Source organism: Bernardetia sp. (assembly GCF_020630935.1).
Classification (GTDB): Bacteria; Bacteroidota; Bacteroidia; order Cytophagales; family Bernardetiaceae; genus Bernardetia.
Genome location: NZ_JAHDIG010000071.1, coordinates 1 through 22450 on the forward strand (window position 1 = coordinate 1; position 22450 = coordinate 22450).

General features: G+C 33.6%; 18 protein-coding genes. 5 read left to right on the forward strand and 13 right to left on the reverse strand.

Annotation, left to right across the window (positions count from 1 at the left end):
- Positions 1-528 precede the first annotated feature (528 nt).
- Entirely contained in the window at positions 529-1305 is a 777-nt protein-coding gene (locus QZ659_RS16735; protein WP_291727557.1) for a DUF308 domain-containing protein, read from the forward strand.
- 22 nt (positions 1306-1327) lie between these two features.
- Complete coding sequence (locus tag QZ659_RS16740) at positions 1328-2512, forward strand: NAD(P)/FAD-dependent oxidoreductase (protein ID WP_291727559.1); 1185 nt, start codon at positions 1328-1330, stop codon at positions 2510-2512.
- 68 nt (positions 2513-2580) lie between these two features.
- Here QZ659_RS16740 and QZ659_RS16745 read toward each other — a convergent pair whose 3' ends face one another.
- Both QZ659_RS16745 and QZ659_RS16750 read right to left on the reverse strand, forming a co-directional pair.
- The gene (locus QZ659_RS16745; RefSeq protein ID WP_291727561.1) at positions 2581-3039 is read right to left on the reverse strand and encodes a hypothetical protein; all 459 of its coding nucleotides are present in this window, start codon (positions 3037-3039) and stop codon (positions 2581-2583) included.
- Positions 3040-3143: 104 nt separating this feature from the next.
- Positions 3144-3608: a hypothetical protein gene (locus QZ659_RS16750; protein ID WP_291727563.1), complete on the reverse strand. Its 465-nt coding sequence runs from the start codon at positions 3606-3608 to the stop codon at positions 3144-3146.
- A gap of 373 nt (positions 3609-3981) precedes the next feature.
- On the opposite strand from QZ659_RS16750, the gene QZ659_RS16755 reads away from it, so the two are divergent.
- Positions 3982-6216 carry a DUF5916 domain-containing protein gene (locus tag QZ659_RS16755; RefSeq protein ID WP_291727564.1) on the forward strand — a complete coding sequence of 745 codons (2235 nt, stop codon included), beginning with the start codon at positions 3982-3984 and terminating at the stop codon, positions 6214-6216.
- Positions 6217-6223: 7 nt separating this feature from the next.
- Here QZ659_RS16755 and QZ659_RS16760 read toward each other — a convergent pair whose 3' ends face one another.
- The 10 genes from QZ659_RS16760 to QZ659_RS16805 all read right to left on the reverse strand — a co-directional run bounded on the left by QZ659_RS16760 (position 6224) and on the right by QZ659_RS16805 (position 19273).
- Positions 6224-7645, reverse strand: a complete 1422-nt coding sequence (locus tag QZ659_RS16760; RefSeq protein WP_291727565.1) for an HTTM domain-containing protein — start codon at positions 7643-7645, stop codon at positions 6224-6226.
- Between the two features lie 29 nt (positions 7646-7674).
- Positions 7675-8196, reverse strand: coding sequence for a hypothetical protein (locus QZ659_RS16765; RefSeq protein ID WP_291727566.1), 522 nt, complete (start codon positions 8194-8196; stop codon positions 7675-7677).
- A 469-nt stretch (positions 8197-8665) separates the two neighbouring features.
- The gene (locus QZ659_RS16770) at positions 8666-9475 is read right to left on the reverse strand and encodes a toxin-antitoxin system YwqK family antitoxin (RefSeq protein ID WP_291727568.1); all 810 of its coding nucleotides are present in this window, start codon (positions 9473-9475) and stop codon (positions 8666-8668) included.
- 282 nt (positions 9476-9757) lie between these two features.
- Positions 9758-10363 carry a M15 family metallopeptidase gene (locus QZ659_RS16775; protein WP_291727570.1) on the reverse strand — a complete coding sequence of 202 codons (606 nt, stop codon included), beginning with the start codon at positions 10361-10363 and terminating at the stop codon, positions 9758-9760.
- 74 nt (positions 10364-10437) lie between these two features.
- Positions 10438-11094: an imidazole glycerol phosphate synthase subunit HisH gene (gene hisH, locus QZ659_RS16780; protein ID WP_366935873.1), complete on the reverse strand. Its 657-nt coding sequence runs from the start codon at positions 11092-11094 to the stop codon at positions 10438-10440.
- A gap of 2 nt (positions 11095-11096) precedes the next feature.
- Positions 11097-13640, reverse strand: a complete 2544-nt coding sequence (gene lon / locus QZ659_RS16785) for an endopeptidase La (RefSeq protein WP_412728045.1) — start codon at positions 13638-13640, stop codon at positions 11097-11099.
- Positions 13641-13922: 282 nt separating this feature from the next.
- Positions 13923-14702: a thymidylate synthase gene (locus QZ659_RS16790; RefSeq protein ID WP_291727572.1), complete on the reverse strand. Its 780-nt coding sequence runs from the start codon at positions 14700-14702 to the stop codon at positions 13923-13925.
- 194 nt (positions 14703-14896) lie between these two features.
- Positions 14897-17323 (reverse strand): TonB-dependent receptor, encoded by a 2427-nt coding sequence (locus tag QZ659_RS16795; protein WP_291727573.1) that lies wholly within the window; start codon positions 17321-17323, stop codon positions 14897-14899.
- Between the two features lie 91 nt (positions 17324-17414).
- Positions 17415-17960: a hypothetical protein gene (locus QZ659_RS16800; protein ID WP_291727575.1), complete on the reverse strand. Its 546-nt coding sequence runs from the start codon at positions 17958-17960 to the stop codon at positions 17415-17417.
- A 68-nt stretch (positions 17961-18028) separates the two neighbouring features.
- Positions 18029-19273, reverse strand: coding sequence for a 1-acyl-sn-glycerol-3-phosphate acyltransferase (locus QZ659_RS16805; RefSeq protein ID WP_291727577.1), 1245 nt, complete (start codon positions 19271-19273; stop codon positions 18029-18031).
- A 252-nt stretch (positions 19274-19525) separates the two neighbouring features.
- On the opposite strand from QZ659_RS16805, the gene QZ659_RS16810 reads away from it, so the two are divergent.
- A complete protein-coding gene (locus QZ659_RS16810; RefSeq protein WP_291727579.1) occupies positions 19526-20068 on the forward strand; it encodes a hypothetical protein in 543 nt (180 codons plus the stop codon).
- Positions 20069-20106: 38 nt separating this feature from the next.
- Here QZ659_RS16810 and QZ659_RS16815 read toward each other — a convergent pair whose 3' ends face one another.
- On the reverse strand, positions 20107-21150 hold the full coding sequence (locus QZ659_RS16815; protein ID WP_291727581.1) for an isopentenyl-diphosphate delta-isomerase: 1044 nt from the start codon (positions 21148-21150) through the stop codon (positions 20107-20109).
- A 228-nt stretch (positions 21151-21378) separates the two neighbouring features.
- Here QZ659_RS16815 and QZ659_RS16820 point away from each other — a divergent pair, with 228 nt between their 5' ends.
- Positions 21379-22401 carry an NAD(P)H-dependent glycerol-3-phosphate dehydrogenase gene (locus tag QZ659_RS16820; protein WP_291727583.1) on the forward strand — a complete coding sequence of 341 codons (1023 nt, stop codon included), beginning with the start codon at positions 21379-21381 and terminating at the stop codon, positions 22399-22401.
- Positions 22402-22450 lie beyond the last annotated feature (49 nt).

Consider the following 22450-nt stretch of genomic DNA (forward strand, 5'->3'; position numbering starts at 1 on the left):
TAAGGCAAAAAAAGAAGAAAGATAATACTTTTTTCGTGCGTTTACCCTATTATAAAATAAGCAATACTTTTTTTATCCTTGATAGCCACAAAAGCATTATTCTTGCAATCTCTATTCCTCAAGAAACACAAACCACAATTTGTTTGAAACACAAGCTCTTTTAAAGAGTTATGTACTATTTTGAAGGAAATAAACACTGACTTAGAAGGTCTGTTTTTGAATGCAGACCCTAGATTTGATTTGGAGAATTTTAGAGAAGCTTGTAATAAAAAAATGTATTTCCTAATGTAGAAACCAAATCTGAGTAATAATTCAAAACATCAAGATAAAGAATCTTATCAAAGCGAAACACCTCTTTTTAATGAAGAACTCTATAAAAAAAGAACAGTTATTGAGCATTCTAATGCTTGGCTAGATGGATTGAAAGCTCTTTTAGTACATTTTGAATTAAAAAAGCAGAATTGGGTAGTACTACATTTTATAGCTTTTGCAATTGTTTTTTTAAAGAAAAAAAATCCAACATAAAAAATGACCATTCACACCTTAGAAAAAGAAAAACACAGCGATTTTTTAACACAAAATAGAATTGACCCCATTACTGGTGATGTATTGCAGGAAGGGGACAGAGTTGTGATTTGTGCTAGTTGTAAATCTGCTTTTTTGGCAGACTCGTGGGAGTATATGGGGAGAAGGCATTGCAACCAAACCTATACTTTAAGCGAAATTCCTAAGCAGGAGATAGTCAAAATGGACAAAGAAACAAGAACAGAAAGGTTAGACCGACTTGCTTTCTTTCGTTTTATAACTGTCAAAGAATCAGAAGCTTCTAGCATTTATACTGGTTTTTACGCACTTATTGGTGGGATTTTAACTCTTCCTAGTTATTTTACAGGAAGTACATTGTTCACTATATTTGGATGTTTTGCAATTATTGTTGGAATAATAATAGGAAAAAATAAGTACAAGCAAAAATACTTAATATTAGACTCTGGTAACTTTGTTATTAATCAAGGACGAAAAGGAGAAGTCATTATCCCAAAAGAAGAGATAAAAACAATAGAAGTAAAGAGAGCCAATTTTTTCTCTTGCCTAGCCAACTCTTTTCTATTCAATAAAAAAGAAGACTTTTATCACCTTGTAATTACAACAGAAAACGAAGCAACACACAAAGTTTTTATTTCTGAACACGAGGTTACTAGAATCAAACAGGAAACCAATATCCTAAAAAAATATGCTTCCATAATGCCTACTCGCAATGTGCCTTTTATTCAAAACTCTCCTAATGGCAGAATAGATTTAAGATAGCTCTGATACAACAAACAAAAAAATGAGTAAAACAAAAGAGATAACCACAACACAAGTTACTATTGTTGGAGGAGGTTTGGCAGGTTTAGCGTCTAGCATCCGACTAGCACGAAAAGGCATAGAAGTAATTTTAGTTGAAAAAAATACTTATCCATTTCATAAAGTTTGTGGAGAGTATATTTCTAATGAAGCCTTAGGCTATGTAAAATCATTGGGTGTAAACCCTTTTGATTTTGGAGCAGTTTCTTTAGATAGATTTTGGCTTACCTCTCCTTCTGGAAACAAATTAGAATTAGATTTACCTTTAGGTGGCTTCGGAATTAGTCGTTATACCTTAGATTATGAACTTTCAAAAGTAGCAAAAAAAGAAGGCGTAAAAATTTGGGAAAGAACGTTTGTAAAAGAAATACAAAAGAATAATGAATTATTAATGATTAACGATAAATTGAATGAAAAGACAAATAATGAAAATACGTTTTTAATAAAAACTTCAAAAGGAAATATTAAAAGCCAAATTGTGATAGGAAGTTATGGAAAACGCAGTAATTTAGATAACAAACTTCAACGAAATTTTTCAAACAAAAACTTTCCCTACATTGGCGTAAAATACCATATCAAAACGGATTTGATACCAAGTAATGTCATTGCACTACACAATTTTTGGCGTGGCTACTGTGGAATTTCAAGAATAGAAGACGATAAGTTTTGTTTTTGTTATCTCTCGCACAAAGACAATCTGACTGACTTTAAAAAAGTAGAAAATATTGAAAAACAGCTTTTTACAGAAAATCCATTTCTTAGTAAAATATTGAAAGAAGCTGAATTTTTATACGAAAAACCAGAAATTATCAATCAAATTTCGTTTTCTCCTAAAAAGCTCATTGAAGACGATATTCTGATGTGTGGCGATTCTGCTGGAATGATAACACCTCTTTGTGGAAATGGAATGGCAATGGCTCTTCATAGTTCCAAAATTTTAAGTGATTTACTATTACTTTACTTTGAAAATCAGATTAATTTCAACAATTTAAAATCAAATTATCAAAAAAGTTGGAACAAGCAATTTCAGTTGCGTTTGAAAGCTGGCAGAACGGTTCAGCATTTTTTTGGAGGACGAACATCTAGTGAGTTTTTAGTGAATACTTTTAAACATGTTCCTGCTGTGGCTCGTAAGGTGGTCAGTTTGACACATGGAAAAGAATTTTAAGCATAAAAAAACGGACGTGAGTATTTTCTACCCAAATCCGTTCCTATGTTTATTTCAAAAGTTTTTGATTATTTTCCATCGCCATCAGCATCAATACGGTCAAAGAAATTATCTACATCAGTAGCAATTTGATTTGCAGTCTTGTTTACATCAGCTTTAAACTGTTCCCATTCTGTTTCAGTTTTGTTTTCAGCTTGTTCTACTTCCGTTTTGAATGACTGGTAATTGTTTGCCAACTCTTGGCGTTCTTCTTTCATTTCAGCAGAAATAGCATCTCCTCCTTCTTCAATCTTTCTGTCTAGCTCTACTAAACGAGCATCCCACTCTGCCATTTTCAAGTTCATTTCGTTTTTCCACTCTTGTTTGGCTTTTGCATATTCGACATTAGCTTCAGCAAGTTCTTCTTTTGCCTCTGCTACTTCTTCAGCAGCCTCATCTTTCTTTTCAGCTGTAGACTGACAAGAAAAGAAAAGTGAAGAACTAGAAATAAATAAGGCAGCTAAAAATAGAGATATTTTAGTGTTCATAATAAAAAATAGTTAAATCTAAAAAATTAAATAATTTGTAAAATACAAAAATCTGTTTTTACTCTTCATAAAAACAGATTTTATTGAATTAATATTTAAGGAGATTATTTGCCATCACCATTTACATCAATATTTTTCAATGCATTATCTACATCAGTAGCAATTTTGTTAGCTGTTGTATTTACGTCAGCTTTAAATTCAGCCCATTCAGCTTCTGTTTTGTTTTCCACATTTTCCATGTTTGCTTTAAACTCTGCATATTCGTTAGCAAGTTCTTGACGCTCTTCTCTAAGTTCGGCAGAAACTTTATCGCCTTGAGCTTCAATTTTAGCATCTAATTCTTCTAAGCGAGTGTCCCACTCTGCCATTTTAGTATTCCACTCTTGCTTGAACTCCATGCGTTCTTGCTTAAATTCAGCACTAGCTTCGTCAATTGCATTGTTTGCCTCTGTCATCTCCTCATTTACTTCTGCTTGCGCTTCTCTTCTTTCAGAAGGGCTACATGCAGAAAATATAGTTGTACAAGATAATAAAAGGGCAAATAAAAATACAGAAATTTTGGTATTCATAATAAAAATAGTTGATTAAAAAATAAATTATATAAAAAAATTATCTCAAAAATTCTAAAACAAAGTTAAGAAAAAAAATTTCTTTTCTACACAAAGAGTTACAAAATTTTTAATTTATGCTATATCAATTATATATTCTTGTCTCTACTTTTATAGACTTAAATGAGATAGTATTATTCTCGTTTAAAAATTCAGTATGTATAACGATAGTTTTTTAAAAAGGTTTAAAGAAAAAAAATATTTTACCTTCTTATATTAAATTCTCTTAAAGAAAATTTGATTTTGAATTTCTTCCCAAGCATTGCTGTTTTGCCTACGTATTTTTGTTTAAATTTAACACACACACCTTTATAATTACCATTATTTTCTTCTGATGAAACACATCTACACACTATTTTTATTTTTATTTTGTTGCTTTACTGCACTCTCACAAACCACTCCCAACCCAACAGAAACCATTGTAAATGAGAACAATACAGACTCTACTTCTACTTCATCTCACCACATTGCAGCACGCAAGACAGCACCTCTCCGAATAGATGGTAGATTGGATGAAGAAATTTGGCAGACCTCAGAAGTCGCTAGTGGTTTTACACAAAACTTTCCTACTGATACACTTATAGCTCAATCTCAAACAGAAGTTCGTGTCGCTTATGATGAAAATTATTTTTATGTCGCTGCAATATGTAAGGGAAATCCAAAGCAAAATTATATTGTTTCTTCTATGCGAAGAGATTATGATTGGGGAGAGAATGACAACTTCACTGTCAATCTTGACCCTTTCGGAGATGGCTTAAATGGAGTCTATTTTACAGTCTCTCCAGTAGGAGCACAGCTTGAAGGACTTATTTTTGAAGGAGATAGAGATGCTTCCAACTGGGATAATAAATGGTATAGTGCTGTTTCAGATTTACCAGATGGTTCTTGGACATGTGAAATTGCAATTCCTTTCAAAACATTACGCTATCCAAAAGACAAATCTAAATGGAAAATCAACTTTGCTCGTAATGATGCTTACCGCAATGAAGTTTCAGTATGGGTACCTGTTCCTATTCAATTTTCAACGGTTTCTCTTGCTTTTACTGGAGAACTGCTCTTTGATGAGAGTCTTAAAAAAGCAGGTTCGAATATTTCTGTCATTCCATATCTTGCTGGCTCAGCAACAAAAGACAATATTGATAACACACCCTATAAAACAAGTGGAAATATTGGAGGAGATGCAAAAATAGCTGTTACACCTTCTTTGAATTTGGATTTGACTGTAAACCCAGATTTCTCACAAGTAGAAGTAGACCAGCAAGTTACAAACCTTAGCCGTTTTGAAATATTTTTTCCAGAACGACGACAGTTTTTCTTAGAAAACAGTGACCTATTTGCCAACTTTGGTTTTAGCAGAATGCGACCTTTTTTTTCTCGTCGTGTCGGTATTGCCAAAGATACTATTACCAATCAAATTGTACAGAACCCAATTTTATATGGGGCTAGACTAAGTGGAAAAGTCAATAAAGATTGGCGTGTTGGACTGTTAAACATCCAAACAGGACAAGATAAAGAAAAAGGAATTATCAGTAACAACTATACAGTTGCAGCCTTCCAACGACAGATTTTTTCTCGTTCAAATATTGCAGGTATTTTTATCAATCGCCAAGAAATGGGGGGAGAAAACTCACATAAGCCTTATACTAGAATGGCAGGTTTAGACTACAATCTCCAATCTTCTGACAGTAAATGGAGAGGTAAAATTTTTTACCATCATGCTTTTTTGCCTAACCACACCAAAGGAACATTTGCTCATGCTGCTTTCTTGGCATACAACACTCGCAAATTTTATGCAGCTTGGAATCATGAGATTGTAGGGAAAAATTATAATATAAATGATATTGGTTTTGTACTTCGCAGAGGCTTATATCGTTTTGAAGACTGGGCTGGCTACAATATTTATCCAAAAAAAGGAAAGTTTCAACGCCACAATTTTCATGTTTATTTTAATACATATTTTGACATGGACTGGAAAATGACAGATAGAAACATGTCTTTTGAATACAATGCAAATTTATTCAATACGAGCGAGATGGGAGCAGGCGTATTTAGCGATTATACTTATCTCTTCTTTTCATTTGACCCTACCAACTCTGGAGGAAAAGAATTTGAAGAGGGAGAAGAATTTAACAATACTGGGGCTTACATTTACTATTCTTCAGATTCTCGTAAACGCTTCAACTATTATGGATCGGCAGCCTATAGAAGTTATTTTAGAGGTACTCGCTTCAATATAGATGGAACATTTCGTTACCGTTTTCAACCTTACGGACAGATTTCAGTTAGTTTTGACCACAATACTATTGATTTGCCTGAAGGCTACAATGATGCTAGTTTTTGGATAATTAGTCCTCGTTTGGATGTTTCTTTCACTCGCAGTTTGTTCCTCACCACCTTTATGCAATACAATACCCAAGCTGATAATGTAAACTTGAATGCTCGTTTTCAATGGCGTTTTAAACCTGTATCAGACTTTTTCTTAGTGTATTCAGAAAATTATTTACCTGAAACTTTTGGGTCTAAAAACCGTGCTGTTGTAGCAAAAATTTCATATTGGTTCAATTTGTAAATCGTTACTATTTTAAAGAATTTATCCAATCTTTTTCTGAAAACCCATCTTTAACTTCACTTAAATCAAGATTTGGGTCAAAGAAAAGCTGGCTTCTGCGCCCATTCAATGTTACATATACCTCAGCTCTAATGATAGGGTTGGGGTTTTCTTTTGTTTTGTAATGTTCTTCTAAAAAATGAGCATACTGTAAAATCATATCAGGTTGAAAAGACATTTGTTTCTCTTGATGGCGATTCAGAAATTCACTATTATCAACAACTCCCTCTCTTCCAGTATTTGGATTCCCAACATAAAAAGTCGCACTGCCCGACTTTTCCATCAGCATCACACGCCAAGAAAAGCGATAGCCCTCTTCTTTCCAAAAAAGTGTTTCATTATATGGCTGACTAGCATAAAGCATAAAACGAAAAGGAAATAAAATCTGAAAAGCTAGATAAACTCCCAAAGCATACAAGCCTATATTTTTTATTATTGGTAAAGACACCAGCAACGGCGAAGAATGAAATATAAAATACTTTATTGATTTTGATTTTTTGAATAATGAAAATATGAGTGTACTTATAAAATTCAATACTTTTTCGTGATATTTTGCTTCAAAGAAAATTAGAGTAAGAAAAATCATCACCACAGGAAAAACACCAATTTGAAACAAATATCCTGTAATAGAATGAAAACCAATAACTGCTAAATATGCCCAAATACGTGTTTTTTTATAAAAAAGAGCAAAAGGAATGAGTAAATCATAAAGCATTCCAGTCCAAGAAAAAATATACGCTGTCGCTTCATAAGGCATCAGAAAACCCAAAAGAGGCATATCGTAATGAGGAGGAAGCCAAATTTTGAGAGGCATAGCATCAAAAAGCCATTCCGAATTAATTTTTGCGAGCCCAGCATAAAAATAGGTAATGGCAAGCTGTAATTGGAAAATTAGAACCCACACACGAGAAGTTAGAAAGTGATTGTTGATGGGGACACCCACAACGGCAGAGAAATTCACAGCAGAAGACTTATTCCTAAAAATCAGATAATCAATAGAATAAAAACGATGAGCAGGTGCAAAAATGAGCAAAAATGCCATCAAGCTCACAAAATAATAATGATTCAGATAATAGGTAAGGTCAATAAGCTGACAATAGGTAAAAGTCAGAAACAATGCAACTGCTGAAAGACGATACAAAAAACCAAATGTTACGCCCAAACTAGCTAGTAATAAAACTACATGCACGGCATACATTCCAGTAACATTCAAAGGCTCAACCCACTCAAAACCAAAATACTTAAAGTGAAAAACAGGCTTGATATAATGCTTTTCTATCCAACCCAAGTACCAAAATCGAACAGTACTAAAAAAAATAAGCAATCCAAATAAAATTCGGAAACTCACTAAAGGAGCTATGGAAATGGGTTCTTTAAGGTAGGTTTTCATTCTTGATAAAGAAAAATTGTATAATACATTCAACTATACACTAATCTAATTTGATTTTCTCCCTTAGCTTTTAACTCTCTAATGATGGTTATTAACTCAATAATTGAATCCATTAAACTTTTCTCTGTAATTATTCCATTATCGATTGGATATAATGATAATGGGTTTTCCGTTTGGTATTTAGCTAAGTTTTCAAAGTCTAGTTTAACTTGCTTTCTTCTATCATCTATCGGTTTCAAGATAACTTTGGAAAAATAGTTTTGATTAAGTTTTATTTTACTTTCGAACTCTTCCAATTTATTGATTAGCTCTTCTATATCAATCCAAAAGCCATCAGATTCCATTTCTGGATGATACGTTTTTTGAAAAATACTTAGGTCAATATCTAAAATAGATTCTATTTGAGCAACAATACTCTTTTCACCATATCCACCTAATTGCTCAAAAAAATATGATAAAGATTCTGGGAAATTAAGTAGTTGAGTAGTACAATTTAGTTTATAAAAACTATTGTCAAGGTCTGTTTTTTTCTTCGAAAAGACCCTTGACAAAGTTAAAATTCAACTTTTTATAAAATTGCACTAGCTTTTGAAAATAACAAAATTATACCAGCTAACTACTTAATATATCCCAATTTATCATTTTTTATCTCAATATTATAATACATTCCCACTTTCTATATAATTAATTTTATGATAGAAAAATATAGATTACGATACCTTCAAAAAATTCCTCAAAAGCTCTTCTCCTGCTTCTGCACTTTTTCTAGGTGAAACTGTACTACATAATGTGAACTCGGAATTAAAAACCAATCTTAAATGCTTCTCTATACACTACAGAAACTATTTTCGGTCTGCTCTAACGAGGCTGACCTATTTTTAATTAAGGTCAGCCCAAAGGGCAGTACCGAAGTTTAAAAGAATATCATAACTCATTGATAATCAATGAATATAATTCCGATTTCACGTTACATAGAAATTACCTTTCTGTAAAGCAGCTGAGAGAAAACACCAAAGATGGCTAAACATGCCTCAAAAAAAATAGTGAAACAGCAAGACAGATGATTGAAAATACAGAAACTACATTAGCAATACGTTTGTATTTTTTAACACCTTCTTCGTCTCCTTTTTTAATAAACCACCAAAATGTAAATGTAGAATAAATATTTACCAAAAAACCTCCTTCTTGAAAGTTTTGAAGCATAGGAATATAATTAGTTTTATGTATTTTGTTGTATGTCAAGATATTCCAACTTATTCTGAGTAAAACTATTGGTAATATTCCTCCTAATATTAATAAAGTTTTGTACTGTGTTGCAAATAAACTCATCTCACTTCTTTGGAATACTGTTTTTCTTTCTCCGTTTCTATCTGTAAAAATTTTAGACTTTAGATAACCATTTGAATACTCAATGTTGTACAAAACCTTTCCATCTTCCGAATATACAATCCATTTTCCATGCTTTTCTCCGTCTTGATAGCTTCCCTTACTTCTAAGTACTTTTGTAGTTGAGTCAAAATAGGTATTCCACTCCCCATCTCTAACATATTCAGTCATTACTTCTTCCTTAGGATAAGAGACCTCTCTTGATGTTGTTTTTTTCAGTACTCCCTCAGCATGGATATTTCCACTACAATAATATTCTTTACCAAAAGTTTCTGAAACTACCTCTCTATGTTTTACTTCTGTTTCACTACAAATTTGATTAGAAATCATATTATCTCCCTGTGAAAAGTAATTTAGTGTTGAAGGGAAGTCTCTATGATTTTGAGCAATTACAGACTGGCAAAAAAGAAAAGTAAGTAGTATTACATTGGAAATTTTATTCATTTTTTGAGTTTTAATGACGAAAAAAGCAATTTTGAGTAGTTTATTTACCTGTTACAGAGAGGCTCTCGCTTGTTTGTAATGAGTGAGTAAAAAAAACAAAGTAAGGATTCCGAAGAAATTTAGTTTTCAAGAATTTCTAGTCTATTTTTACTATAACGTTTAATATTAAGCATCGAATAGCTCAAACAATACGAATATGTAGTTTCTTGATTATTTCTATTTTGTTCATCATTCATCTCAGTCTTTTTACTTTAGTATTTAATTATTTTGTTGTACGAATAATCACTTCCATACTTTCCACTTTGGGATTCTATTTGAATAATCCAAAGCACAAGCTCTGCTAAATTCTCTCCAGTTACTTTTACTTTTTATATTTATAGGATAATCAATATGAACAGGGTCTTCTCTTCTAAAGTCGCCACCCCATCTTAAATCTTTGTTTTTACGTATCTCATTAATAAAATGTTGAATATTGTCTGGCAGTTTATCTAATTTGTCTCTTTCTAAATCTGTTGAAAGGTATTTTTTACCATTATTTTTAATATTGAAATCTATTGCAAAGCCAGCTAAATGATTTGATGATTTTACTGGTTTTACGACTGCATTACTTACAGTTTGTTTATCAGACCTATAACCTTGGTTAATAATCAATTCAATATCACTATCAGAAGCATACTTATCAATTTGCTTCATGTATTTCTCAAAATTTTGGTGTATCAGAATTTGTCTGCCTCTTAGTCCCTTGATACTATTACCCTCATATTCTACAAGTGCTTCAAAATTATCTGTTTTAAAATGTTTCCAAAATTGATAATTATAATAGGAGTATAAAAGAGCTATTGAAAAAATGCCTATTATTAAAACTAGAATAGTTAGTTTTTTCTTCATTTAATATAAAAGTAATCACATTATGACTAGACACTTTCCTTGTAAGAAGAGATCGCACTGTCATATTTTTTTAGCTAATTCTTCACACTCAAAAAATTCTTCAAAAGCTCTTCTCCTGCTTCTGCACTTTTTTCTGGGTGAAACTGTGCTGCATAGAAATTATCTTTCTGTAGGGCAGCCGAAAAAGGTAACACATAATCACAAGTGGCTACTGTGTCTTCACAAAGCTCTGCATAATAGGTATGAACAAAATAAAATTGATTTATTTTGTTAAACAAATTACTATCAAAAAGCTGACCTTTTAAATCTTGTGTAGTATTCCAACCCATGTGAGGAACTTTATCGGTGTGGCTGGTAGGTTGAAATTGTTTTACTTTTGTATTGAAAATTCCTAGTCCTTTTGTATCTCCTTCTTCTGTATGTGAACAAAGGAGTTGCATTCCTAAGCAAATTCCCAAAACAGGCTGTTTGAGTGTTGGAATAAATGTGTCTAAACCTACATTTTTGAGCTGCTGCATAGCAGATTCTGCGTGCCCAACCCCTGGGAAAATGATTTTATCAGACGACTGCAATACTTCTTTATCTGCACTCAAAGTGGCATTAATTCCCAAACGCTGCAAGGCAAAGTCCACAGAACGAACATTCCCTGCCTTATAATCTATGATGGTTACTTTCATACTTTTATCTGTAAAAGAGTTGCTCGTGTCTCCACGAGCAACTAAAAATAACAAAATTAAACTCCTACACTACCACTTTTTCCCTTTGGAGATGTCGGAATTACTCTAACTTTTTTGGTTTCTTTGCTTGACTTTTTACTTGGACTAACTTCTTGAATTTCCAAAGGTCTAGCTGTCTTGTCTTTATTTTTTACTAAAGCAAGGTTCAATACTTGTCCTGCTCGTTCTACAAAATGGAATTTCAAGCCCTTGATATAATGTTCTTCAATTTCCTCTATATCTTTTTGGTTGCGTTTGCTCATCACAATTTCTGTAATTCCTGCACGTTTGGCTGCCAAGATTTTTTCCTTAATTCCACCAACAGGCAATACTTTTCCGTGAAGCGTAATCTCTCCAGTCATTGCTAACTGATTCTTTACTCTTCTGCGTGAATATGCCGAAACCATCGCTGTTAGCATCGTAATACCTGCTGAAGGTCCATCTTTTGGAACTGCTCCTGCTGGTACGTGTACATGTAAATCGTATTGGTCAAAAAGTTCGTGTTCAATATTCCAATCTTCTGCATTGGCTTTCAAATAAGAAAGTGCTGCGCTAACTGATTCTTTCATCACATCGCCCAAACGCCCAGAAAGGGTTATTTTACCTTTTCCTTTACTCAAACTTGCTTCAATAGATAAAATTTCTCCTCCAAACTGTGTCCAAGCTAGTCCTGTAGCTACACCAACTGTTTCGTTTTCTTCAAAGAGTTCTTTATCAAAAGAAGGTTTTCCTAAAATTCTTTCTACTTCTTTTGGCGTAATTTTCTTCTGATATTTCTCTTCCATCGCTACAGATTTTGCAACACTTCTACAAATAGAAGCTATTTGTCTTTCTAAGTTGCGAACACCAGATTCTCTTGTATAACCTTCTACTACAAAGCGCAAGGCTTCCACCGTAAAACTAACATCTTTTGCTTGTAAGCCATGTGATTTTCGCTGTTTGGCTATTAAATGACGTTTGGCAATTTCTATTTTTTCCTCAATCGTGTAGCCAGAAACTTCTATAATTTCCATTCTATCACGCAACGCAGGTTGAATGGTATCTAATGAATTTGCCGTAGCAATAAATAATACTTTAGATAAATCATATTCTGTTTCCAAATAATTATCTACAAAAGTATCGTTCTGTTCTGGGTCTAAAACCTCCAAAAGTGCCGAAGAAGGGTCGCCACGAAAATCGCTGCTTACCTTATCAATCTCATCTAATACAAAAACTGGATTTGATGTTCCTGCTTTTTTGATATTCTGCATAATCTTACCTGGCATAGCTCCAATATAGGTACGACGATGTCCTCTAATTTCAGATTCATCATGCATTCCACCTAAAGCAATACGCATATATTTTCTACCCAAAGCCGTTGCAATAGACTTTCCTAAAGACGTTTTTCCCACACCAGGAGGACCATACAAACATAAAATCGGACTATCTAAAGAATTTTTGAGCTTCAAAACAGCCAAATATTCCAAAATACGTTGTTTGATTTTTTCCAGTCCGTAATGTTCTTTATCTAAAATCTTTTTTGCGTTTTGCAGGTCTAAATTATCCTCTGTGGTAAATTCCCAAGGCAAATCCAACATAAACTCTAAATAAGAAAGTGTAATAGAGTAGTCGGGGGCAGCGGGATTCATACGAGAAAAACGCTCAACTTCTTTTAAGAAAAATTCTTTAGTAGCATCAGTCCACTGTTTTTCCTCAGCTTTTAAGTACAATCTGTTTACATCCTTACCATTTTCATCGCCTATTTCGTCTTGCAAAGTTTTGATTTGTTGGCGAAGAAAATACTCTTTCTGTTGCTGGTCTAAATCTGAATTTGTTTTTTCTTTTATATCACTTTTCAACTCCAAAAGCTGAATCTCACGGTGCATAATCTTTAAAAGCTGCACAGCTCTATCCATTACTTTAGGAATTTCAAGTAGTTTTTGTTTCTCGTTTACTTCTACATTTGTATTGGCTGAAAGAAAATTGATTAAAAAGTTGGGACTCTCAATATTTTCTAATGCTATTTGTGCTTCTGGTGGAATATCCGAACTAAGCTGCAAAATTTTGAAGGCAGCTTCTTTGATAGATTCTATTAAAGCCTCTTTCTTACGAATATCACTCTTTTTAGATGAACCTTCATCTAACGAAACATCTGTCAGATAGGTAGCCTTTCCAATTAAAAATGGTTCGTCTTGTGTAATTTCGTGAAGCTCAAAACGTTGCTTTCCCTGTACAATAATCGTAGTGTTGCCATCAGGCATCGTAATTTTCTTGACAATTTTGGCAAGCGTTCCGATAGAATGTAAATCTGAGTGTTGAGGCTCATCTTCACTCAAATTTTTCTGAGAAACTACACCAATATAACTCTCGTTTCGATAGGCTTTTTTTATTAAGCGCAATGACTTTTCACGCCCTACCGTAATGGGCATAATAATTCCAGGAAACAAAACCGTATTTCGCACAGGCAAAATCGGTAATTCGTTTGGTAAATCTTCTTCAAGCTGACTGGCTGCATTTTCCAACTCCTCCAAATCTATTTGAGGAATGTCTTCTTCTGTAAACGGTACTTTAATATTTTTCAAAAAATGTATATAATTTTAGTGATTTCGAATAGCAAAATTAGAAAGAATAAATAGCTATAACAATAAAAAAGTGTCAGATTGACAGTATTCATCCAATCAATAACAACTATCAAACTAAAAACAAAGGTCATTATGAAACAAATAACCTTCATGCTATGCTATAAATAGGTAAAACCAGTCGAAACTGGTTTTGTTTATAATTTTGTTTGCAAGTGATGTACCAAGCCTTAATTTCTTTTTTCTGTCTAAAAACTAAGGCAAAATGGCAGTTTTAGTTGAGAACTATACAGCCACAGGAGCTTTGATAGCAGGGTGTGGATTATAGTTTTTAACAACAATATCCTCATACTTAAAATCAAAAATAGACGTAATCTCTTTATTGAGTTCTAAAGTTGGAAGCTCTCTCTCCTCTCTTGTGAGTTGTAAGTTAGCTTGTTCAAAATGATTTTTATAGAGATGTGCATCGCCTAAAGTCATTATCAAATCACCCACTTCCAGTCCACTTACTTGCGCCAACATGTGTGTCAGAAGTGCATACGAAGCAATATTAAAGGGCAAACCTAAAAAAACATCTGCACTGCGCTGATAGAGTTGTAAGGAAAGTTTTCCATCTGCCACGTAACATTGCCAAAGCGTATGACAAGGAGGCAACGCCATTTGAGGAACATCCACAGGATTCCAAGCCGAGACAATCATACGACGAGAATCTGGATTATTTTTTAACGAATTTAAAAGGTCTTTAATTTGGTCTATTCCTCCGAAATCTCTCCACTGTGCGCCATACACTCTACCCAAGTTTCCATCCTCATCTGCCCACTCATCCCATATCGAAACACCGTTTTCTTTCAAATATTTGATATTTGTATCGCCCTGTAAGAACCAAATCAGTTCGTGAACGATGCTTTTGAAATGGACTTTTTTCGTTGTCAGAAGAGGAAACCCTTTTTGGAGATTGAAACGCATCTGATAGCCAAAAATAGAGCGTGTTCCTGTGCCTGTTCGGTCAGATTTGTCTGTTCCTTCTTCTAAAATTGTCTGTAATAATGTATGGTAATTTTGCATTTTCCTCTGTTTTAAAATAAGGATAAGGCAAGCCTTTAGAGTACTGGACATCAATAGATATTTACTGTTCTGTGAGCCACAGAACAGGGGGGAAATACCGTTCGTTGGTGTTTTAGCGTAGCGACACCAACAACTTTTTATCTCATGTTCAGTACTCTAGCAAGCCTTATCCCTACATATATGTGTTTTTGATTCTAAAAATTAGCTCTCAAAGCCAAAATAAAATTTCGTCCTGCTCCACCGATTCCAGAAGCGTACGGCAAATAATATTTATCTAAAATATTTTCTGCACTTGCATTTACGCTCAACACCTTATTGATTTGGTAGCTAGAGCGAAGATTTAGCGTCCACCACGAAGGAATAAAATTCTCTGGATAAAAAATAGCATCCCCTTGGTCTTCTGGAGAAAGTTTATCAAAATCTTCACTTCGAAGCTGATAATTTACAAAACCTTCTACTCTAAAACGTTTGTTTTTATACTGCAAAGATACTAAACCAAAAGCAGGTGGCGTGTCTGGCAAACGAATTTCTGCTACATCATCAAATCCATAAACGTAATTAAATGTCGTATTGAATTTGAGTTTGTCTGTAATAGCTGCATCAAGTTTTGTACTCAATCCGTAAATATAGCCAATATCTGTATTTTGGTAAGAAACTACCCCACTCAAAACACCATCATAGACAATAGAATCCTGTCCGTTGAAAGTAGAAGGACGAAGAACCATCGCATCATTGAGAATTGTATAATATCCAGTTGCTGAAAGTCTTACACGATTAAAAAACGTTTTTTCAATGCCAATTTCTGCATTGTACGTATAGGCTGGTGAAAGATTTGGATTAGGAACAACTACACTACCTGGTTGAGAATCAAACACTTTCCCCAAATCATCTACGTTGGGCGCACGAAAACCAGAAGAAAGATTTAAGTTGAGTTGCCAAGATTCTGTTGGACGGTAAGCAAGTCCTACACTTCCATTCAACGCTCCTGTATTTACATTGGCTTCATCAAAGGGAAAATCATAAAATTCTTTGCTTTCAAATTTTGCCTTTGTCATAATTTGAGTGTAACGTGTACCTGCAGTTGCTGTGAGTTTTTCAGAAATATTCCACTTATAATTCAAATAAGCTGCTGCCATTAGCATAGTGCTTCCTCCATCTGGATAACGAGTGTCTAACGGATGTGTTTCGTTACTAACAATATTCGTTTGAATAGCAGAAGAATTGACATCATTGTAATTTATATCTAATCCATAAAAAAGTTGATGCTTCTTATCTCCTTTTACGTCTTTATCAAAGTCAAGATTAAACGAAGTCATGCTAACCTTTTCTGTACGTGAACCCAACCAATCCTTACCAAAATTACGATTGTGGCGAGATTCTTCTATTTGCTGATTCGAAACTATCAAACGCATTGCATCAAAAGCCTTTTTATTTGCAAACCAAGTGAGTTTTCCGTAATTCATTAGCCAAAACTGACGACCATAATACCATTCTGCAAAACGTAAATTACCATTTCTGCGCTGAATCAAACGGTCATAACGAGGAATATCAGACGAAGAAGTATAATGAAGAGCATATTCTGCTTGTAAATTGTCTGAAATCTGATAGGTAAATTTTTGCATCAAATTCCATTGTGAATAGCCTGTTTGTCTTTGAATGAGTGGATTTGAATTGGTAAGAACACTATCTTTTCCATCTACTCTTTCTACATATTCTAATCTTTTTCCCCAATCTTGATAGCCCTCTTTGTCTGGTCGCTGACTTCCCACACGCAAATCATCAAAATCTGTAAAAGTAAATGTAGTCAAACTGGCTAATTTTCTACCTGCAATGTTTAAAGTCAAATTTCCTGTTTTTTCATGATTAGCAGACGCATAACGCACAAATCCACTTCCACCTACAAGCAAATTTTTCTCTGTAGCAAAACGAGCTTTTCTAGTATGAAAATCCATTACACCACCAAGCGCATCGCTTCCATACATTACCGAACCTGGCCCAAAGATAACTTCCACTTCTTCCATTGCACTTGCATCCAAACTGATAATATTTTGAAGATTTCCAGAACGATAAATGGCATTATTCATTCTGACACCATCAACGACAATCAAGACAGAATTAGCATTGAAGCCTCTAAACATTGGACTTCCTCCACCCATTTGGCTTTTTTGGATGTACACTTGCCCTGTCTGTCCGAGCAAATCTGCCGAAGTTTGAGGATTATTGAAAGCTATTTCTTTCTGTGAAACCTTTACAATTTCATTAGGAATTTCTTTTTTGTCTTGTTCCCATTTATTTGCTGAAACAACTATTTGTTCTGTTTCAAAAATCTTTTCAGACAAGAGAACCATTCCAGCTACTTCTGACTTAATGAGTTTTTTATTCTCATAACCATAATAGCGAAAATATAATGTATCACTTTCTGCAAAGCTATCTAAATTTGCCTTGCCACGAGTATTGGTAATAACTGATTTTTGTTCGCTATTATAAATAGAAACTCCCTCCAAAGGACGAAGGTTAGAAGCATCTAAGACTTCTATAAATTGAGAATAGGCATAATTTTGAGTACAAAATAAAGCACCCAAAACCATCCAAAATATGATTTTGAAATAATTTGTTTTCATTTTTTTATTAGAATATATCGCTAGTGAGAACACGAGCAATGTTTGAAGGGAAAAGGCATGCCTTTTCCTTACAGATAATATTTAATTTAATTCAAGAAAAAATGAAAATATTTGGAGGAGGAGAGTTAGGAGAAAAGCTAAACTCTTTCAAAGAAAAAGAATATTTACTTTGAATACCAATACTATTTAAAATAAAATCAAAATAACATTCTAAATTAAATTCTGATAAAATCAGAGCTTCTTTTATGAAGTTTGTAAATGAGTAAACAGGTGTGCTTTGATGAAATGGATTTTTGTTTTCACTAAGTTGAAATACAAACGACTGATAAAGCCTTTTTTCATCTTTATCATTATACACTAAAAAATAAGTGCTGTCTCCTTTCTGATATTGAGAGGAAACATCATATAAATTGCCTTTGTATTTGAACTCTTTTTTAGGTTTTATCCATGAAAGGCTAACACTTTCTTGATTTGTAGGAATCGTTATAAACTCCAATTCATTTTTTTCTACTAATTGCTTCCTTACTTCTCTCTTTATCTGTGAGTGCATAGCTTCATACGCCAACCAATAACCTAATTGATTGAATAGAATGAGCATTACCACTAAGAGAGTAAGAAAATGTAGAAGTTTTTTCAAAGGCTGAACTATAGGGTTCTATTTTTAAAGATTTCTACAAATTTCGCCATAAAAAATAAAATATAAAACTACTTTTCTCCTTTTGGCTTAGAATAACCACGAATAATGAGAGGAATCCAACCCAAAACAGGAATGAAATAGCAAATTGTAATCAAATTTTTGAGAAGCAGTGGAATGAAGTCTCTTCTACGCATGCGTAATTCAAATTTTCCTTTTCTACCATTTTGCTCATATTTTCTGTATTTTCTATCAAACTCACTAAAAAGAAGAGGCCAGCCAATAGGTGTGAGGTAAGGAAAGAAACGAATTTTGCTTCCTCGTTTTTCTTTTCCTTTGTTGGCTTGTTTTAAATCTTTCCAATTAAATGGCTTTTCTCCATATTTTTCTACTGAATCATCCAAAAGTTTTTGAAACTCATCTCTTACATAATCTCTAATCTTGACAATATCTTCTTGTGTAGCTTCTTCGGCTGGTTTGTCTAAAAGTGCTGCTGGATTAATACGTTTTCCTTTCACATAAGTTAGTTTGGCTGGAAAACCTGTATAAAAAACCCAAGGAAAAATAGGAACAAGTATAGTAATAAGTCCTAATGGCAAGAATGGAACACCTATTTTTTGTATAATTTTATTTACCCAAGGAATACTATATGTATGAGGATTGATATATTCCCCATTGACAGTGGCAAAAGGCACAATATCCGTTTTGTATTTAAGAGCCATTCGGATAAAAGACGTGGAAAAACGCTGCGCTTGGTATTTTCTATTAAATCCTTTTCCAATGCCTGGCACTCCTTCTGGATAAATCATAACATTATAGTCATTACAATTCATCATGGTTTCAAAATTGAGTGTCGTAGCATCAATTCCTCCTACTTTTTTCCATAAATTATACGTTCCAAACGGATTCATAAGTGCCGTTTGAGAAAGCATAGGTGCAACCAACGGACGAATAGCTTTTTTATTGAAACCAAACTGCCTAAATATTTCTGCCAAAAAAACCATTCCATCCCACGGAAAAGCCATTCCAGAGTGATTACTGAAATAAATAAGTGGACGCTCTGGATTATTTCTTTCTTCCAATTCTTCAAAACCTACAAACTTCGGACGATAATAATAATCTGACATAGGTGCAACAATATGCTCAACGAGTGCCTCTGTATATTTTTGGTCGAAATGCTTATAGTATGTTTCAATATTTTTCTGAACATCTTTAGGCACATCTCTTTCTTTAGCCAACTCTAGGCTTTTCAACCACGCCGTAGAGACTTCTTCTGGAATATTTTTAGGGACAGTCAGAGTAGTATTTGTATTCATAAATATTTTGTAAGTCTTGTTTGTATTGTGCAAAATTAATGAAGAAAACCTAATTTTCAGATGTTACAGTCCTACAAAATACGTTTTTCTATCTAAAGAAACAATAAAGACTAAATGTATTTCAATATAACACTAAAGAATCTGAAAGTTTTAAAGTAGGTTAATCTATTGAGTAAAGCTAATTTATAGCTGTTTTTTTTGAGTATCTTTTACAAAAAAAATCAAATCATAAACTCAAATTATTTTTCAATTATGAAAACCATATCTACTAGCAAAAAAATATTTTTCCTAATACTTATTCTATTCTCTATTTCATATTCTTCATTTGCCCAAAGTGACTCTACCCAAATGAAAAAACCTTGTGCTTGCTGTCTTGAAGAATACAAACAATTTGATTTTTGGGAAGGAGATTGGACAGTTTATGACACCACAGGAACAGAAGTAGGCAAAAATACTATTGTCAAACTAGAAGATAACTGTATTTTGAATGAACACTGGCGAGGAGCAGGAGGCACAACAGGCAGAAGTTATAATTATTACAACAAAGCCGATTCTACGTGGAATCAATTATGGCTAGACAATAACGGAGGAAATTTAGTCTTGAAAGGTAAGCTCAAAAAAGAAGGTGTGATGGTCTTGAGAAGCAAACTTTTAGAAGGCAAAAAAGGAAAGTATTATCATCAGATTACTTGGACAAAAAACGACGATGATAGCGTTACACAGCGTTGGGATATAAATACTGAAAATGACAAAACAGTAAATACAGTTTTCATAGGCATTTATAAAAAAGAGTAAAAAAATAAGGGGAAGTATTTCCCCTCAATTTTCATGAGTTATTTAACTTTCAAAAACTGTTTGGCTACTTTCAAACCATTCAGTTGTCCTTCTGTGTAGGCTTGTAATTCCTCATAACTTCCTCTAGCGTGCTTCAAAAAACCAGAGGCTTGTCCGTAAATAGCATCAAAATTTATTTTTTCTGTTAAATAATAACCATCTAAAAATGTCTTTACTCCTCCAGAGATAATAATCTGATTGCAGTTGATTTCTTTATTAGTTTGTTTTATTTCATTACAAAAATTTACCATTTCTTCTGCACTGTGTCCGATGTGTGCCAAAGACTCAAACAAATGTTGAGACAACTCACTACTGCGTTTGAGTTCTAAAAGGGCAAAGTTTGTTCCTCCACTGGCTGCAAAATCTACGGCTGCAAGTGGCAATTTTAAAAGTTCTTCAAGGCTTTGTTTTCCAAATCCCTGCCCTACTTCTTTGACGATAATAGGATAAGTAGCTGTTTGTAAGAGTTCTCTAATAGTTTCTAATGGAGCTTTTTCAAATCTATCACCTTCGGGTTGTAGCCATTCTTGCAACGGATTTATATGAATAATGAGTCCATCGGCTTGTAATTTTTTTAGAAGCTCGTCTATTTTTTTGGTTTGTTTCGTTTCTATGAGTTTTTCTAGTTGGGCAATGCCAAGATTAGCATAAAGAGGCTGGTCTCCCATAAATTTTCTCACATCAAAATCTGGCAAACATTCATCGTCTGTCAGTAAGGCTCTACACGAACCCAAGCCCATCCCTAATTTATATTCTCCACAAACTTTTGCTAAGTTCTGATTAATAATTTTTGCCCATTCTGTTCCTCCTGTCATACTAGAAACCCACAGTGGAGCATTCATTTTCTTTCCTAAAAACTCAAAAGATTCAGCTTCTTTTTTTGGGTGTGCAGCCAGTGCAGGCTCATAATAAAAACGATTATCTAGTTGGTTTTTAAAAACTTGAGCTTCAAAAGCGAGTTCAATATGGTCTTGTTTGCGAGAAGCTGCTGTGCTGTCAGAGTCTGTGTAGTTGCTGATAGTAGTGTCAAGTAAGGTTTCCAAATAATTTTTTTATATAGGTAAAAATACAAATTATTAAGTTTTTGAAAAACACAAAGCTGTTGAAATTGTTGGAAATAAATTTTATAATTTTGATGTTTTCTCAAAAAATGGGTTTGATTCATTTTGTAGAATAATAAAAAACCACGTTCTTTACTACTTAGAATAACGTATTTTTTTTTCTTACTTTATTCTATTTTTTTCTTATTTTTTTCATAAAAACAACTTGATTTGGCAGCTTTTGGTTTTTCAGATAGTGGTGCGCCTGTGCGTATTGGTGTATTAGGTGGTGGCAGTTGGGCAACTGCTATCGTAAAAATGCTTTCCGAAAACAACGTTCGTATCAACTGGTGGATGCGTTCGAAGGAGGACATTGATTTTATTCGTAAAAATCATAGAAACCCACGTTATTTGAGTTCGGCTTTATTAAACATTGACAAAATTACACCTCTTAATGATGTAAAAGCTGTTATTGCCGATTCAAAATATATTGTTTTGGCTGTTCCATCAGCATTTATTCCTGATGTGTTAGAAAAACTAGAACCTAACATATTCAAAGATAAAGTCATTATCTCTTCTATTAAAGGAATGATTTTGGAAGAAAATGTTTTGGTAACAGAATATGTAGAGAAAAAATTTAATGTACCTTCTGACAAATTGCTCTGCATTGCTGGTCCTTGCCACGCCGAAGAAGTAGCTCAAGAAAGACAAGCCTACCTAACTATTGGAGGTGATGAATATGAGGGAGATAAATTTGCAAGACTGATGCGAGGACACTATATAAAATGTCGTACCAACCCCGACTTGAATGGCATTCAATACTGTGCAGTTATTAAAAATGTTGTAGCTGTGGCGTGTGGAATGGCTCGTGGATTAAACTATGGCGATAATTTTCAAGCTGTTTTGGTTTCAAATGCTGTACAAGAAGCCAAACGCTTTTTAGATAAAGCCTATCCTTTAGAGGAAAGAGATATAAATGCTTCTGCTTATTTGGGAGATTTACTTGTAACTTCTTATTCTCAATTTAGTAGAAATCGTACCTTTGGAAATATGGTAGGACGTGGCTACACCGTAAAATCTGCACAAATTGAAATGGGAATGGTAGCAGAAGGTTATTATGCTGTAAAAGGACTGTATGAAGTTACTAAAAGGCACAAAGTTGATATGCCAGTAGTTAAAGCTGTTTATAACACGCTATATGAAAAAATTTCTCCAGCCATCGAATTTAGAATATTGAAAGATTCTTTGCAGTAATCAGTAATCAGTAATCAGTAATCAGTAATCAGTAATCAGTAATCAGTAA

What these genes read in the sequence shown, in the direction of transcription:
- QZ659_RS16735 (WP_291727557.1), top strand. Translation starts at nt 529, where the DNA reads ATGACCATTCACACCTTAGAAAAAGAAAAACACAGCGATTTTTTAACA.
- QZ659_RS16740 (WP_291727559.1), top strand. Translation starts at nt 1,328, where the DNA reads ATGAGTAAAACAAAAGAGATAACCACAACACAAGTTACTATTGTTGGA.
- QZ659_RS16745 (WP_291727561.1), bottom strand. Translation starts at nt 3,039, where the DNA reads ATGAACACTAAAATATCTCTATTTTTAGCTGCCTTATTTATTTCTAGT.
- QZ659_RS16750 (WP_291727563.1), bottom strand. Translation starts at nt 3,608, where the DNA reads ATGAATACCAAAATTTCTGTATTTTTATTTGCCCTTTTATTATCTTGT.
- QZ659_RS16755 (WP_291727564.1), top strand. Translation starts at nt 3,982, where the DNA reads ATGAAACACATCTACACACTATTTTTATTTTTATTTTGTTGCTTTACT.
- QZ659_RS16760 (WP_291727565.1), bottom strand. Translation starts at nt 7,645, where the DNA reads ATGAAAACCTACCTTAAAGAACCCATTTCCATAGCTCCTTTAGTGAGT.
- QZ659_RS16770 (WP_291727568.1), bottom strand. Translation starts at nt 9,475, where the DNA reads ATGAATAAAATTTCCAATGTAATACTACTTACTTTTCTTTTTTGCCAG.
- QZ659_RS16775 (WP_291727570.1), bottom strand. Translation starts at nt 10,363, where the DNA reads ATGAAGAAAAAACTAACTATTCTAGTTTTAATAATAGGCATTTTTTCA.
- QZ659_RS16790 (WP_291727572.1), bottom strand. Translation starts at nt 14,702, where the DNA reads ATGCAAAATTACCATACATTATTACAGACAATTTTAGAAGAAGGAACA.
- QZ659_RS16795 (WP_291727573.1), bottom strand. Translation starts at nt 17,323, where the DNA reads ATGAAAACAAATTATTTCAAAATCATATTTTGGATGGTTTTGGGTGCT.
- QZ659_RS16805 (WP_291727577.1), bottom strand. Translation starts at nt 19,273, where the DNA reads ATGAATACAAATACTACTCTGACTGTCCCTAAAAATATTCCAGAAGAA.
- QZ659_RS16810 (WP_291727579.1), top strand. Translation starts at nt 19,526, where the DNA reads ATGAAAACCATATCTACTAGCAAAAAAATATTTTTCCTAATACTTATT.